The following is a 14,561-nucleotide window of genomic DNA, read 5'->3' as shown; positions in this document are numbered from 1 at the left end:
ATTGCCGTCCCGCGTACCCTTCTGTTGAATTTGTTCCACCCCAGGGGCATGTTTGGAGAATCGTCTTCGGCGAGAGGTCTGAACGGGAGATGAGAAAGCCGGTCGTCGGCGTGATCGGGAACGCCCATCGCGTTGAGAATCGATTTCAGGTCCAGATGGTCGGCGAGCGTAATCTGCGCGCCGTGGCCGAGGTTTCCGGCGGTCTGCCGGTGATGTTCGCGGGCTCGCCCGACATCACCGATATCGGCGCGCTGCTCGATACCGTCGACGGAATCGTGCTCACCGGCGCCCGCGCCAACGTCCATCCGACCCGTTTCAACGTCGATCCGTGTGAGGCGCACGAGCCCTACGACATCCACCGCGACGAGGTGGCGCTGGCGCTCTCGGTCGCCTGCGTTGCCCGCGGTATCCCGCTGTTCGGCATCTGCAGGGGCCTCCAGGAGATGAACGTCGCCTTCGGCGGCTCGCTGCATCCCGAGATCCGCGAAATCCCGGGCCGCATGAACCATCGCATGCCAAGGCTTGAGAACGGTGAGATCCATCCCGACCCGACAGTGGTGTTCGCCGATCGTCACGACGTCGATCTGACACCGGGCGGCGCGTTCGCGGAATTGCTCGGCTGTGACAAGATCAGGGTCAATTCGCTGCACGGCCAGGGCATCCTCGATCCCGGCAAGCGCGTGCTGATCGAGGGCATTGCCGAGGACGGCACCATCGAGGCGATCCGCATCGCGGAAGCCAAGACCTTTGCGCTCGGCGTGCAATGGCACGCCGAATACGACCCGCAGCACAATCCGATCAACCGAAAACTGTTCGAGGCGTTCGGTCAGGCCATGGTGGCGAAGCAGCGCGCGGCGGCGTAGCTGCGGGGCTGCGCCGAGGCCTATAAGGCTATCGATCGTTGCGACCGGCGGCGGAGGATTGGCGATTTTCGCAAACAGGCACGAGAACTAGTCTCCAGGATGGATTTCGCGGCGCTGAATGCATCCTGCGAATTACCAACAGCGCTCGCGATCTCTCGGGCGCAATAAACCAGATATCAAGAATTGATGCGCGCCAGTTTTCTCGATTCCGATTCGTTCTTTGAGAACGAAATGGAGTCAGACGCAGAACGAAACTCGATGACCACAAAAAAGGCGCCCCGAGGGGCGCCTTTCGTGCGTCGTGGTCGTTCGGGCCACCTAGCCCGAATAGTACATCTCGAACTCGACCGGGTGCGGGGTCATTTCGAAGCGGGCGACTTCGGTCATCTTCAGCTCGATATAGGCGTCGATGAAATCGTCGTCGAACACGCCGCCGTTCTTCAGGAAGCCGCGGTCCTTGTCGAGGTTTTCGAGCGCCTCGCGCAAGCTGCCGCACACCGTCGGGATCTGCTTCAGCTCTTCCTTCGGCAGATCGTAGAGGTCCTTGTCCATCGCCGGACCCGGATCGATCTTGTTCTTGATGCCGTCGAGGCCAGCCATCAGCATCGCGGCGAAACCGAGATAGGGATTGGCGAGCGGATCGGGGAAGCGCACCTCGACACGCTTGGCCTTCGGCGAAGCAGTGTAGGGGATCCGGCAGGAGGCCGAGCGGTTGCGCGCGGAATAGGCGAGCAGCACGGGAGCCTCATAGCCCGGGACCAGACGCTTGTAGGAGTTGGTCGACGGATTGGTGAAGGCGTTGATCGCCTTGGCGTGCTTGATGATGCCGCCGATGTAGTGGAGGCAGGTCTCCGACAGGTCGGCGTATTTGTTGCCGGCGAACACCGGCTTGCCGTCCTTCCAGATCGACTGGTGCACGTGCATGCCCGAGCCGTTGTCGCCGAAGACCGGCTTCGGCATGAAGGTGGCGGTCTTGCCGTAGATGTGCGCGACCTGGTGGATGCAGTATTTGTAGATCTGCATGTGGTCGGCCATCAGCGTCAGCGTGTCGAACTTCATGCCGAGCTCGTGCTGGGCGGAGGCGACTTCGTGATGGTGCTTCTCGACCTTCACACCCATCTTGGCCATGGCGCCGAGCATCTCCGAGCGCATGTCCTGCACGGAATCCTGCGGCGGCACCGGGAAGTAGCCGCCCTTGGTGCGGACACGATGGCCGAGATTGCCGCCTTCATATTCGGTGTCGGAGTTGGTCGGCAGCTCCGAGGAGTCGAGGCGGAAGCCGGTGCTGTAGGGATTGGCGGAGAAGCGCACGTCGTCGAACACGAAGAATTCGGCTTCGGGGCCGACGAAGACGGTGTCGCCAACGCCCATCGACTTCACCATCGCCTCGGCCTTCTTGGCGATGCCGCGGGGATCGCGGTTGTAGGGCTCGCCGGTGGTCGGCTCGAGCACGTCGCAGGTGATGACCATGGTGGTCTCGGCGAAGAACGGATCGATCGTCGCGGTCACCGGATCGGGCATCAGGCACATGTCGGACTCGGTGATCGCCTTCCAGCCGGCGATCGATGAGCCGTCGAACATCGTGCCTTCGGCGAAAATGTCCTCATCGATCATGCTGATGTCGAAGGTGACGTGCTGCCACTTGCCGCGCGGATCGGTGAAGCGCAGGTCGACGTATTTGACGTCGTTGTCCTTGATCGATTTCAGGACGTCTTTGGCGGTCTTCATGCATACCCCTTTTGGCTCTGCGGGTCGGTTTCCAAACTTCGAGCGACCGTGTTCACGCTTCTTGAGGCGCGCGAGGCACAAACAAAACGAGGCCGCCGAAGCAGCCTATTTCTTGTCAGAATGTCGCAAAATGCGGGATAGCACCCGGCTCAGATAGCGTCCAGCCCGGATTCGCCGGTTCGGATGCGGATCGCCTCTTCGATGTTGGAGACGAAAATCTTGCCGTCGCCGATGCGCCCGGTTTGCGCGGCGCGGCGGATTGCGTCGATGGCGCGCTCGACCAGATCGTCGCCGATCACGATCTCGATCTTCACCTTGGGCAGGAAGTCGACGATGTATTCTGCGCCGCGGTACAGCTCGGCGTGACCCTTCTGCCGGCCGAAGCCCTTGGCTTCGGTGACGGTGATGCCCTGAAGGCCGACTTCCTGAAGCGCTTCCTTCACCTCGTCGAGCTTGAATGGCTTGATGATGGCTTCGATTTTCTTCACTGCGCGCCTCCCGGCCTTTCGAACAAATAGCAACGTCTTCGTCAGGATGCGCTTTCTTAACGCACGATCTTGTCTTCGCTATGCCGGGATCCCTGACCAGTCCGGCAACAACGGCCGGCCACACCCTGATAAATGCCAGTGAGCACGACGAACCGAAGCGACTTCCGCGAAAGCAGGGTCTATGCCAAGTTGCAAATGCCCTGATTATTGGAGCGTTATCAGCCTTTTAACGTGCAGCTCTGATAGGTGGCGCCGACCCGCACAAAATACCGCAGACTACGAAATAGGCAAACGGTTCAATACTTGTGCAGATCGTTGTTCCGCCGGATAGCCCGGTGCGGAACGTGCCTGTTGAAAAGGCTTTTGGACAGGGAAGTGGCATGGAAGTTCTGACCAACGCCGAAATGCAGCGCGCCGACCAGCTCAGCATTGCAGCAGGCACCCCCGGATTCAAGCTGATGCTCAGCGCCGGCCAGGCGGTCGCCGAGGCCGCGAACGCACTGGTGGAGCAGGGGCCGATCCTGATCGTGGCCGGCCCGGGCAACAACGGCGGGGACGGTTTTGTCGCAGCCGCCGAGCTCGCCGCGCAAGGCCGCGAGGTCTCGGTGATCCTGATGTGCGAGCGGGACCAGCTCCAGGGCGACGCGGCCTCGGCGGCGCGGGGTTGGAAACACCCGGTGCTCCCGTTCAACCCGCAGGCGATCGGGCGACCGGCGCTGATCATCGATGCGCTGTTCGGCGCGGGCCTCAGCCGTCCCGTCGAGGGCGAGGCGCGTGAGATGATCGAGGCGATCAACGCCAATGGTGCGCCGGTGCTCGCGGTCGACCTGCCGAGCGGCATCAACGGCACCAGCGCGGCCGTGCTGGGCGTGGCCGTGAACGCCGCCGAGACCGTCACCTTCTTCCGCAAGAAGCCGGCGCATCTGCTGCTGCCGGGGCGCATGCATTGCGGTCACGTCCGCGTCGCCGACATCGGCATCGAGGCGCAGGTGCTGGACGAGATCGCGCCGCGGATTTTTGAGAACGATCCGGACTTCTGGGGCTCGGCCTTTCCGGTGCCGCGCATCGACGGCCATAAATACGCGCGAGGTCATGTGCTGGCGGTCTCGGGCGATGCGGCGGCGACCGGTGCGGCGCGGCTCGCCGCGCGCGGGGCGCTGCGCGCCGGCGCGGGCCTGGTGACTCTGGCCACGCCGCGTGATGCGCTGGCGATCAATGCGGCTGCGCTCACCGCGGTGATGGTTCACCCCGTCGATACCGCCATCGAGTTCGGCGAGCTGCTCGGCGACAAGCGCTACAACACCTGCATCATCGGCCCTGGCGCGGGCGTCGGCGAGCGCACCTGCGATCTCGTCCACACGGCGCTTACCTCCCAGCGGCGCCTGGTGCTCGACGCGGATGCGCTGACGAGCTTTGCCGCCAATCCCGAGCGCCTGTTCGAATCGATCAAGACGTCGCAGGACAAGGCGGTGGTGCTGACGCCGCACGAGGGCGAGTTCCCGCGGCTGTTCTCCGACCTCAGCAATAAACATCCGGGGCGCTCGAAGATCGAGCGCGTGCGCGCCGCCGCCGAGCGCTCCGGCGCGGTCGTGCTGCTGAAGGGCGCCGACACCACGATTGCCGCGCCCGACGGCCGCGCCACTATCGCCGCCAACGCTCCGCCCTGGCTCGCCACCGCGGGTGCCGGCGACGTCCTCGCCGGCATCATCGCAGGCCTCCTTGCGCAGGGCGTCCCGGCGTTCGAAGCCGCCAGCATCGCGGTGTGGATGCATGGCGAAGCGGCGAGCGAGGCGGGGCCGGGCCTGATCGCGGAGGATCTCACCGAGACGCTGCCCGCCGTGCACCGACGGATCTATCATGCGCTGGGGATCGAGTACTAATGCTCAGGCCGCTCGCGCTCACCGATATGGGCGCGGCGGCGCAGGTTCACCGGGCTGCATTCGACCATGCGCTGCCCTGGCTTTGCTGGGCTGCATACGCCGGATGAGGACCGCTGGTTCTACCGCGAGCATGTCTTGGCGACGTGCCGCGTGTGGGGACGCTTCGATGCCGATGTACTGAGCGGAATCATCGCTGTCCGTGACGGCTGGGTCGAGCAGCTTTACGTGCTTCCTGCTGTTCAAGGGCGCGGCGTCGGCACCGAACTCCTCGATATCGCCAAGCGGGCCAGCGAACAGCTGGAGCTCTGGACCTTCCAGCGCAACGCGTTGGCGGGCCGCTTCTATGAAGCGCGCGGGTTCACGCTGATCGAGCAGACCAACGGGACCCGAAACGAGGAGAAAGAACCGGACGCTCGCTATCTTTGGACGCGTGGCCGATAGCTCACTCCACCCCGTACCAGCGCACCAGCCGCGGCGCGGCCCAGTCGGTGACGACGGATTCGATCAGCCACCGCCCGGGAGAGGCCGCAGCGAATGCGATGCGCTGGGTCTGGCCGGGTTCGATCGCGAGCGTGTCGAGCCAATAGGGCTTCCAGCCGTCGTCGAGCTTGTCGAGCAGGCGGAAATGGTGGCCGTGGAGATGGAAGACGGTTGCGACGGAGGCGGGGTTCTTGAGGGCCAACACGACGGTGCGGCCGGCCTTGGTGCGAAAGGCGGGGGCGGAGGACGTCGAGAAATTTGCGGCCCGTACCCACCCGGCGTCGGCTGCCCCGAGAGCGACATCGAATCGCAGGGCGCCCCTCAGATCGAGCCGGTCGGGCAGGTCATTCGGAGGGAGTGGCAAGAGCGGCAACGGCGGCGCGCGCCGGTCAAGCTTGCCGGAGACCGTCAGGCGGCCGACCTGGCGCGCCTCCTTGCCGTCATGCAGCAGGAATGGGGCCGATGTGGCCGCATCCACGAAGGCGTCGGCGCGTGCGCCGGGAGCCAGCACCAGCGCGCCGTTGCGAGCCGGGAACGGCTCAGCCGGCTGTCCGTCCAGGGCCACCACGTGGACCTCGTGACTTTCCAATTTGATCGCCAGAACAGAACGTTGCGAGCCGTTGATAAAGCGCAGCCGCAGCCGCTCATTTGCTGAAGCTGAGAGTTCGAATGAAGTCGTTCCGTTGATTGTATAGAGCGGGGATGTGTCCTTCGGGTCCCGGCCCGGGGCAAGTGCGGTCCCATCCGGCCGCAGCCGCCACTCCTCGATCAAGAGGACCACGTCGCGATCGGCGGCGACCGTGTTGGTCTCGGTGGCGATGATCGGAAGCGGGCGCGCGGGCTGCTTCAGGCCGTCCTCGAACAGCCGGAAGTCGGCCAACAGGGTTCCCGCGGTTGGCACTGAAATGATTGATGTTTCCGTCGCGTCCGGGGCCGTCGGTGCGCGACCCCGAAGCGGGTCGGCCGCGGCCGGGCCATTGAGGCCGTACCAAACTGGTGCAAGCGGCACAGGCAGGTCGTTGCGGAAGACCACCTCGCAGCGGTCGCCACGTTTGAGGCGGACATCCCCGAGATGGCTGACGGCGGCCAGCTCCCAGATGGGTATAGCCGGCTGCCCCGACCTCAGAGCCAGCGTTGCCGGCCTTGCCTGAAGCGCGAGTTGGGCGGTCACGGCCGGGACTGCGCCGCCCGCCGTCAGCCCGGCCGCAGAGGCGCCAAATCCGGCCAAAACCTCGCGCCTCGTCAGGTCGAAGATCCGCGTTTTCATGGGCCGATCCGGACCACGCCGTGCTGGATAAGTCCAGCCGTCGTGCCTAGGTGAAGCCTGCCTCTATCGGGCCATTTTTTTGCTGCGAACAGGCGGGCACATGCTATAAGCCCGCCGCCCGCGGCATCGCGGCCGGTCTTGATGCAAATTTACGCGGGCGTGGCGGAACTGGTAGACGCGCTGGATTTAGGTTCCAGTGACGAAAGTTGTGGGGGTTCGAGTCCCTCCGCCCGCACCAAGCGCTTTCAGCGTTTGCACGGATTACGCGATCTGCTCCCGCGCGGATGTTTGTCCGCCGGAAGTCGGTCCGATGAACCACCGGCGTTGAGGCGTTCGCCTCGCGCCGGATCGATTAATGACAGCGTCCCGACGCATGCGCGCCGGGACCGAACGAGAAGAAGATTGGACACCATGCAGGTCACAGAAACCCTCTCGGAAGGTTTGAAGCGCGAGTTCAAGATCAGCGTTCCCGCGTCTGATCTCGACGCCAAGGCCGGTGCCAAGCTCGTCGACCTCAAGGACAAGGTTCGCATCAACGGCTTCCGTCCCGGCAAGGTGCCGGTCACGCACCTCAAGAAGGTCTATGGCCGCTCGGTGATGGCCGAGACCATCGACCAGACCATCCGCGACACCAACACTCAGCTGTTCTCCGAGCGCGGCTTCCGCCTGGCGACCGAACCGAAGATCACCATGCCGACCGAGCAGGCCGAGGTCGAGGAGCTGCTCAACGGCAAAACCGATCTGACCTACACGGTTGCGATCGAGGTGGTGCCGTCGATTGCGCTCGCCGACTTCAAGACCTTCGAGGTCGAAAAGCCTGTGGCCGAAGTCACCGACGCCGACGTCGACGAGGCGATCAAGCGCATCGCCGATTCGAACCGTGGCTATGCCGCGAAGGGCGAGGGCGCCAAGGCCGAATCGGGTGATCGCGTCACCGTCGCCTTTAAGGGCACCATCAACGGCGAAGCCTTCGAAGGCGGCGCCGGCGAGGGCATCCAGGTGGTGATCGGATCCAACACCTTCATCCCCGGCTTCGAAGAGCAGCTCATCGGCATCGCCGCCAACGAGACCCGCACGCTGAAGGTGGCGTTCCCCAAGAACTACATGAACGACAAGCTCGCCGGCCAGCCGGCCGAGTTCGAGACCACCGCGACGCTGATCGAGGCGCCGCAGGATCTCGCGATCGACGACGAGTTCGCGAAGACGCTCGGCCTGGAATCGCTGGACAAGCTGAAGGAAGCGGCGCGCGAGCGGCTGGTGGCCGAGTTCGCGACCGCGACCCGCCAGCGCGTCAAGCGCGCGCTGCTCGACCGCCTCGACGAGGCCCATCGCTTCGAGGCTCCGCCCTCGCTGGTCGACGAGGAGTTCAATCTGATGTGGAACTCGGTGAAGGCCGAGATGGAGTCCGCCGGCAAGACCTTCGCCGACGAAGACACCACTGAAGACGCCGCCAAGGAAGAGTACCGCAAGATCGCCGATCGTCGCGTGCGGCTCGGCCTCGTGCTCTCGGAGATCGGCGAGAAGAACAAGATCTCCGTGACCGATGACGAGGTCGGCCGCGCCGTGATCGAGCGGGCGCGCTCGATGCCGGGCCGCGAGAAGGAGGTCTGGGACTATTACCGCAGCAACGCCCAAGCCTTGGCCCAGCTTCGTGCACCGATCTATGAGGACAAGGTCGTCGACTTCATCCTCGAGCTTGCCAAGGTGACCGAGAAGAAGGTCTCGCGCGACGATCTCTACAAGGACGACGAGGCGGAAAAGACCGCGGCCTGAGGGCTCCAGAAGAGCCTTTAGGAGAGCCTCCAGGATAGCCTTGCATTAAGGATGATCAGCGAAGAGGTCGAGCTAGCCAGGTGGCCGGCTGGGCCTCTTTGTACGAATCAGCTTCAACTGCCTCACGGATTAAGCCTTAATTCGCTCCGCACTTGTCAGGCGCGAATTGGGCTATATCTGTCGCTACGCCCTCTGCTTCTGCCAAGTGCCTCTACCAAGTTCTTCTGCCAAGTTCCTGCATCACGGGACGTCCATCGGCCTTCCGGCAGATCCAGCCCCGACTGGCAGCCGGGCCTGGCGATGTCCGCCTCTTCAAAACCCTAGGTGACTCATGCGCGATCCGGTTGAAACCTACATGAACCTCGTGCCCATGGTGGTCGAGCAGACCAACCGTGGCGAGCGCGCCTACGACATTTTCTCGCGCCTTCTGAAAGAGCGAATCATCTTCCTGACCGGGCCGGTCGAGGACGGCATGTCGACGCTGATCGTCGCGCAGCTGTTGTTCCTTGAGGCGGAAAATCCGAAGAAGGAAATCTCGATGTACATCAACTCGCCGGGCGGCGTGGTGACGTCGGGCCTCGCGATCTACGACACCATGCAGTTCATTCGTCCGCCGGTCTCGACGCTGTGCACCGGACAGGCCGCCTCGATGGGCTCGCTGCTGCTCTGCGCCGGCGAGAAGGACATGCGCTTCTCGCTGCCGAACGCGCGCATCATGGTGCATCAGCCCTCCGGCGGCTTCCAGGGCCAGGCCACCGACATCATGCTGCACGCCCAGGAAATCCTGAACCTGAAGAAGCGGCTCAACGAGATCTACGTGAAGCACACCGGCCAGACCTACAAGGCGATCGAGGACGCGCTGGAACGCGACAAGTTCCTGACCGCGAGCGACGCCAAGGAGTTCGGCCTGGTCGACAGGGTGATCGACAAGCGCGCCGAGGAAACCGCGTCGCCGAAGACCCCGTAGCACTACTGTGCCGGCAATCCCTCTGGGACCGCGGGCACCATCAGGGAGCGTTCACGTTAAGGACACGTGCGCGCGTCGCAAAACGCACTTTTGCGCCCTGCGACAGGCAGAAAGTTCCGCTTTCGTGCTTGTTTTTCGTGGCAATCCAGCAACGCCGGGGTGATTTCGATCACTTCGCCCGTGCCAAGACCGGAAATCACGGTATTGTCACGGGTAGCCGGCGACCCCCGATTAGCGAATTCTTGATAGTCGGGTGCCAGCATGGTTCGCTATGACTGATCGGCTATGATCGCGGGGAATCGAATGACCGCGATTCGCACGGCATGTAACGCGTAGGGTCTTTTTTGGTACGGAATTTGCTCTATTTGAAGGACTGTACCGGCTGTCGTGCCGGAATAGGGCGATCGAGCGGACGGGATCGAACCGCGGACGGAGACATGAATGAGTAAGGTCGGCACGAGCGACTCCAAGAACACGCTGTATTGCTCGTTCTGCGGCAAGAGCCAGCACGAAGTGCGCAAACTGATCGCGGGTCCCACGGTCTTCATTTGCGACGAGTGCGTTGAGCTCTGCATGGACATCATTCGCGAGGAGAACAAATCCTCGCTGGTGAAGTCGCGCGACGGGATTCCGACGCCGAAGGAAATCTGCAAGGTGCTGGACGATTACGTGATCGGCCAGAACCATGCGAAGAAGGTCCTCTCGGTCGCGGTGCACAATCACTACAAGCGCCTCAACCACCAGACCAAGCACAACGACGTCGAGCTTGCGAAGTCGAACATCCTGCTGATCGGTCCGACCGGCTCGGGCAAGACGCTGCTCGCGCAGACGCTCGCCCGCATCCTGGACGTGCCGTTCACGATGGCGGATGCGACGACGCTGACCGAAGCCGGCTATGTCGGCGAGGACGTCGAGAACATCATCCTGAAGCTGCTCCAGGCCGCCGACTACAATGTCGAGCGTGCCCAGCGCGGCATCGTCTACATCGACGAAATCGACAAGATCAGCCGCAAGTCCGACAATCCCTCGATCACGCGCGACGTGTCGGGTGAGGGCGTGCAGCAGGCGCTGCTCAAGATCATGGAAGGCACGGTGGCTTCGGTCCCGCCGCAGGGCGGCCGCAAGCATCCGCAGCAGGAGTTCCTGCAGGTGGACACCACCAATATCCTGTTCATCTGCGGTGGTGCGTTCTCGGGCCTCGAAAAGATCATCTCGGCACGCGGACGTTCGACCTCGATCGGTTTCGCCGCTCAGGTGCTCGCACCGGAAGACCGCCGCACCGGCGAAATCTTCCGTCATGTCGAGCCTGAGGATCTCCTGAAGTACGGCCTGATCCCGGAATTCGTCGGCCGTCTGCCCGTCGTGGCGACGCTGGAGGATCTGGACGAGGCTTCGCTCAAGAAGATCCTGGTCGAGCCGAAGAACGCGCTGGTGAAGCAGTACCAGCGGCTGTTCGAGATGGAGAACATCGAGCTGACCTTCGCCGACGAGGCGCTTGGCGCGGTTGCCCGCAGGGCGATCGAGCGCAAGACCGGTGCGCGGGGGCTGCGTTCAATCCTCGAGGCGATCCTGCTCGAGACCATGTTCGACCTGCCGGGCCTCGAAGGTGTGGAAGAAGTCGTGATTTCCCGCGAAGTCGTGGAAGGAACGGCGCGTCCGCTCTACATCTACGCCGATCGGTCCGATCGCGCCGTCGAGAACGCCAGCGCCTGATTTCGGCGCTGGAACGCTCCAATCGTCTCCTCAAGCAGGGGCTGCGGAAAGTATCTCCGCAGCCGGTGTTGCGTCGCTTATTTGCGTGCGTAAGCGCCTGATGGCGCGCGTCTTTCAATGACTTGACACCCCCCGGGTCGATAGCCACCTAATGTCGGCGGCGAGTAAAAATTCTCTTCAAGATTCGCCTCAGTTCCGATTCGGCAAGCCGGTCCAACCTCAAAAGGACCGATCGGTATTGCGGGTCACCTCGGCACCTTGTGGCGGTTGCGCATGAGCATGGCGGGCTGCGTGCAAGGGGGCAAAGCAAAAGGAAAAGGCCATGACCAATCCAAAACCCAGGCCAACCATCGTCCATGGCGAAACGCACGCCTATCCCGTGCTGCCCCTGCGCGACATCGTCGTCTTCCCGCACATGATCGTTCCGCTCTTCGTCGGCCGCGAGAAGTCGATCCGCGCGCTCGAAGAGGTGATGAAGAACGACGCGCTGATCATGCTCGCGACCCAGAAGAACGCGTCCGACGATGATCCGGCACCCGATTCCATTTACGAGACCGGTACGCTTGCCAGCGTGCTCCAGCTCTTGAAGCTTCCCGACGGCACTGTGAAGGTGCTGGTCGAAGGGCTCGAGCGGGCGCGCGTGCAGAAGTACACCGATCGCGCCGACTATTACGAAGCGACCGCGATTGCGCTCGCCGATACCGATGCGAAGTCGGTCGAGGCGGAGGCCATGGCGCGCTCCGTCGTGTCCGACTTCGAGAGCTACGTGAAGCTCAACAAGAAGATCTCGGCCGAGGTCGTCGGCGTCGTGCAGGCGATCACCGATTTTGCCAAGCTCGCCGACACCGTCGCCTCGCATCTCGCCGTCAAGATCGCGGATCGCCAGGGCATCCTGGAGACGCTGTCGGTCACGCAGCGCCTGGAGAAGGTGCTGGGCCTGATGGAGAGCGAGATCTCGGTGCTCCAGGTCGAGAAGCGCATCCGCTCGCGCGTCAAGCGCCAGATGGAGAAGACCCAGCGCGAGTACTATCTCAACGAGCAGATGAAGGCGATCCAGAAGGAGCTCGGCGACGACGACGGTCGCGACGAGCTCGCCGATCTCGAAGAGAAGATCTCCAAGACCAAGCTCTCCAAGGAAGCGCGCGAGAAGGCGCAGCATGAATTGAAGAAGCTGCGCCAGATGTCGCCGATGTCCGCGGAAGCGACCGTCGTGCGCAACTATCTGGATTGGCTGCTGTCGATTCCGTGGAACAAGAAGTCCAAGGTGAAGAAGGATCTGGAAGCCGCGCAGGCGGTTCTGGATGCGGATCACTACGGGCTGGAGAAGGTCAAGGACCGCATCGTCGAGTATCTCGCCGTACAGTCGCGCGCCAACAAGCTGACGGGCCCGATCCTGTGCCTCGTCGGCCCTCCCGGCGTCGGCAAGACCTCGCTCGGCAAGTCGATCGCGAAGGCGACGGGGCGCGAATTCGTGCGCGTCTCGCTCGGTGGCGTGCGCGACGAGGCCGAGATCCGCGGGCACCGCCGCACCTATATCGGCTCGATGCCCGGCAAGATCATCCAGTCGATGCGGAAGGCGAAGTCGTCCAATCCGCTGTTCCTGCTGGACGAGATCGACAAGATGGGCGCCGATTTCCGCGGCGATCCGTCCTCGGCGCTGCTCGAGGTCCTCGACCCCGAGCAGAACGCGACCTTCAACGACCACTATCTCGAGGTCGACTACGATCTGTCCAACGTGATGTTCATCACGACCGCGAATACGCTCAATATTCCGGGACCACTGATGGACCGCATGGAGATCATCCGGATCGCGGGCTACACCGAGAACGAGAAGGTCGAGATCGCGCGCAAGCACTTGATCCCGACCGCGGTGTCCAAGCACGGCCTGGACTCCAAGGAGTTCTCGATCGACGACGACGCGCTGCTGCTTCTGATCCGCCGCTACACCCGCGAAGCGGGCGTGCGCAATTTGGAGCGTGAGCTCTCCACACTCGCCCGCAAGGCGGTGAAGGAGCTGATGATCTCCAAGAAGAAGTCGGTCAAGATCACCGAGAAGACTCTCGAAGAGCTTCTGGGCGTGCCGAAGTACCGCTACGGTGAGATCGAGAGCGAGCCGCAGGTCGGCATCGTCACCGGCCTTGCCTGGACCGATGTCGGCGGCGAGTTGCTGACGATCGAAGGCGTCATGATGCCCGGCAAGGGCAAGATGACGGTCACGGGCAATCTGCGTGACGTGATGAAGGAATCGATCTCGGCGGCGGCGTCCTATGTCCGCTCGCGCGCGATCGTCTACGGCATCGAGCCGCCGCTGTTCGACCGGCGCGACATCCACGTGCACGTGCCGGAAGGCGCGACGCCGAAGGACGGTCCGTCGGCGGGCGTGGCGATGGCCACCGCGATCATCTCGGTCATGACCGGCATCCCGGTCCGCCACGATGTCGCGATGACCGGCGAAATCACGCTGCGCGGCCGCGTGCTGCCGATCGGCGGCCTGAAGGAGAAGCTGCTGGCTGCTGCCCGCGGCGGCATCAAGACGGTGCTGATTCCTGAGGACAACGCCAAGGATCTCACGGAGATTTCCGATGCGATCAAGGGCGGCATGGAGATCATCCCGGTCTCGCGCCTCGACGACGTCGTCGCCAAGGCGCTGGTCAAGAAGCCAGTGCCGATCGTCTGGGAAGAGGACACCAAGGTGACGGTGAAGCCGGACGGCGACGAAGCCGCCGGCGGCCTGACCGCTCACTGAGATCGCAGCTCGAAAAAGATGATAAAACGGCGCCTTCGGGCGCCGTTTTTTTGTGGGGCATTTTGTTTTGGGCAGCGGATGACGACAATGCACATCGACGGGCAATGCCATTGCGGCGAGATTACCTTTGAAGCCGAGATCGACCCGGAGACGGTGTCGGTCTGCCACTGCACCGATTGCCAGACACTGACCGGCTCGCCCTTCCGGGTGACGGCCGTCTGTTCGGGCGCCGAAGTCCGCCTGACTGCCGGCACGCCCAGGATCTACGGCAAGCGCGGCGACAACGGCCGGATGCGCTTCCAGCACTTTTGCGCCGACTGCGGTTCCCCGCTGTTCACGAGCGGCGACGGCGACCAGGAGGACGATTGGGGCATCCGCTGGGGCAGCATCCGCCAGCGCGACAAATTGCGGCCCGTCAGGCAGATCTGGTGCCAGTCGGCGGCGGTGTGGATCGACGCGGTGCCGCTGCTGCCGGGCCGGCCACAGGATTGAGGCCCTGGAATTGGCGTTCCGCGCTTGCCCGTTCGGGGCCGGTAGGGATAAAGAAGCGGCGAGGGGCGGTTAGCTCAGCTGGTTAGAGCATCTCGTTTACACCGAGAGGGTCGGGAGTTCGAATCTCTCACCGCCCACCAGCCTTTGCTCGCTTCGCGAGCTTC

The 14,561-nt window shown here is 63.4% G+C and carries 10 protein-coding genes, 2 tRNA genes and 1 pseudogene; 10 read left to right on the top strand and 3 right to left on the bottom strand.

The window, feature by feature from the left end:
* The first annotated feature begins 89 nt into the window (after positions 1–89).
* Positions 90–863: a gamma-glutamyl-gamma-aminobutyrate hydrolase family protein gene (locus tag IVB42_RS16195; RefSeq protein ID WP_018455114.1), complete on the top strand. Its 774-nt coding sequence runs from the start codon at positions 90–92 to the stop codon at positions 861–863.
* Positions 864–1,181: 318 nt separating this feature from the next.
* Here the strand turns inward: IVB42_RS16195 and glnA are convergent, their stop codons facing one another.
* Together glnA and IVB42_RS16185 are read right to left on the bottom strand one after the other, a co-directional pair.
* On the bottom strand, positions 1,182–2,591 hold the full coding sequence (glnA, locus tag IVB42_RS16190) for a type I glutamate--ammonia ligase (RefSeq protein WP_247470561.1): 1,410 nt from the start codon (positions 2,589–2,591) through the stop codon (positions 1,182–1,184).
* Positions 2,592–2,740: 149 nt separating this feature from the next.
* Complete coding sequence (locus tag IVB42_RS16185) at positions 2,741–3,079, bottom strand: P-II family nitrogen regulator (protein WP_007603495.1); 339 nt, start codon at positions 3,077–3,079, stop codon at positions 2,741–2,743.
* Between the two features lie 380 nt (positions 3,080–3,459).
* Here IVB42_RS16185 and IVB42_RS16180 point away from each other — a divergent pair, with 380 nt between their 5' ends.
* Both IVB42_RS16180 and IVB42_RS16175 read left to right on the top strand, forming a co-directional pair.
* Complete coding sequence (locus IVB42_RS16180; RefSeq protein ID WP_018455113.1) at positions 3,460–4,959, top strand: bifunctional ADP-dependent NAD(P)H-hydrate dehydratase/NAD(P)H-hydrate epimerase; 1,500 nt, start codon at positions 3,460–3,462, stop codon at positions 4,957–4,959.
* Positions 4,959–5,400: pseudogene (locus tag IVB42_RS16175) on the top strand (GNAT family N-acetyltransferase). The gene IVB42_RS16180 and the pseudogene IVB42_RS16175 overlap by 1 nt, the downstream one beginning before the upstream one ends.
* Before the next feature lies 1 nt (position 5,401).
* Here the strand turns inward: IVB42_RS16175 and IVB42_RS16170 are convergent.
* The gene (locus tag IVB42_RS16170; protein WP_018455111.1) at positions 5,402–6,706 is read right to left on the bottom strand and encodes a multicopper oxidase domain-containing protein; all 1,305 of its coding nucleotides are present in this window, start codon (positions 6,704–6,706) and stop codon (positions 5,402–5,404) included.
* Between the two features lie 153 nt (positions 6,707–6,859).
* On the opposite strand from IVB42_RS16170, the gene IVB42_RS16165 reads away from it, so the two are divergent.
* The 7 genes from IVB42_RS16165 (at position 6,860) to IVB42_RS16135 (ending at position 14,537) form a co-directional block, all read left to right on the top strand.
* Positions 6,860–6,944 (top strand) — tRNA-Leu (locus tag IVB42_RS16165).
* Between the two features lie 173 nt (positions 6,945–7,117).
* Positions 7,118–8,479, top strand: coding sequence for a trigger factor (gene tig / locus IVB42_RS16160; RefSeq protein WP_018455110.1), 1,362 nt, complete (start codon positions 7,118–7,120; stop codon positions 8,477–8,479).
* 331 nt (positions 8,480–8,810) lie between these two features.
* Entirely contained in the window at positions 8,811–9,446 is a 636-nt protein-coding gene (locus IVB42_RS16155) for an ATP-dependent Clp protease proteolytic subunit (protein WP_007611005.1), read from the top strand.
* Positions 9,447–9,887: 441 nt separating this feature from the next.
* Entirely contained in the window at positions 9,888–11,159 is a 1,272-nt protein-coding gene (gene clpX, locus IVB42_RS16150) for an ATP-dependent Clp protease ATP-binding subunit ClpX (RefSeq protein ID WP_007603503.1), read from the top strand.
* 322 nt (positions 11,160–11,481) lie between these two features.
* On the top strand, positions 11,482–13,905 hold the full coding sequence (lon, locus tag IVB42_RS16145) for an endopeptidase La (protein ID WP_018455109.1): 2,424 nt from the start codon (positions 11,482–11,484) through the stop codon (positions 13,903–13,905).
* Positions 13,906–13,992: 87 nt separating this feature from the next.
* A complete protein-coding gene (locus tag IVB42_RS16140; RefSeq protein WP_018455108.1) occupies positions 13,993–14,397 on the top strand; it encodes a GFA family protein in 405 nt (134 codons plus the stop codon).
* Between the two features lie 63 nt (positions 14,398–14,460).
* A tRNA-Val gene (locus IVB42_RS16135) sits at positions 14,461–14,537 on the top strand.
* Positions 14,538–14,561: the final 24 nt, after the last annotated feature.

Source organism: Bradyrhizobium sp. 45, assembly GCF_023073155.1.
GTDB classification, from domain to species: domain Bacteria; phylum Pseudomonadota; class Alphaproteobacteria; order Rhizobiales; family Xanthobacteraceae; genus Bradyrhizobium; species Bradyrhizobium canariense_D.
Note: the sequence above shows the minus strand (reverse complement) of the source record. Positions and strands in the feature narration are given on the sequence as shown.

Bases quoted from the DNA above. Each gene is read 5' to 3' on its own strand.
- IVB42_RS16195 (WP_018455114.1), top strand. From the start codon at position 90: ATGAGAAAGCCGGTCGTCGGCGTGATCGGGAACGCCCATCGCGTTGAG.
- glnA (WP_247470561.1), bottom strand. From the start codon at position 2,591: ATGAAGACCGCCAAAGACGTCCTGAAATCGATCAAGGACAACGACGTC.
- IVB42_RS16180 (WP_018455113.1), top strand. From the start codon at position 3,460: ATGGAAGTTCTGACCAACGCCGAAATGCAGCGCGCCGACCAGCTCAGC.
- IVB42_RS16170 (WP_018455111.1), bottom strand. From the start codon at position 6,706: ATGAAAACGCGGATCTTCGACCTGACGAGGCGCGAGGTTTTGGCCGGA.
- tig (WP_018455110.1), top strand. From the start codon at position 7,118: ATGCAGGTCACAGAAACCCTCTCGGAAGGTTTGAAGCGCGAGTTCAAG.
- IVB42_RS16155 (WP_007611005.1), top strand. From the start codon at position 8,811: ATGCGCGATCCGGTTGAAACCTACATGAACCTCGTGCCCATGGTGGTC.
- clpX (WP_007603503.1), top strand. From the start codon at position 9,888: ATGAGTAAGGTCGGCACGAGCGACTCCAAGAACACGCTGTATTGCTCG.
- lon (WP_018455109.1), top strand. From the start codon at position 11,482: ATGACCAATCCAAAACCCAGGCCAACCATCGTCCATGGCGAAACGCAC.
- IVB42_RS16140 (WP_018455108.1), top strand. From the start codon at position 13,993: ATGCACATCGACGGGCAATGCCATTGCGGCGAGATTACCTTTGAAGCC.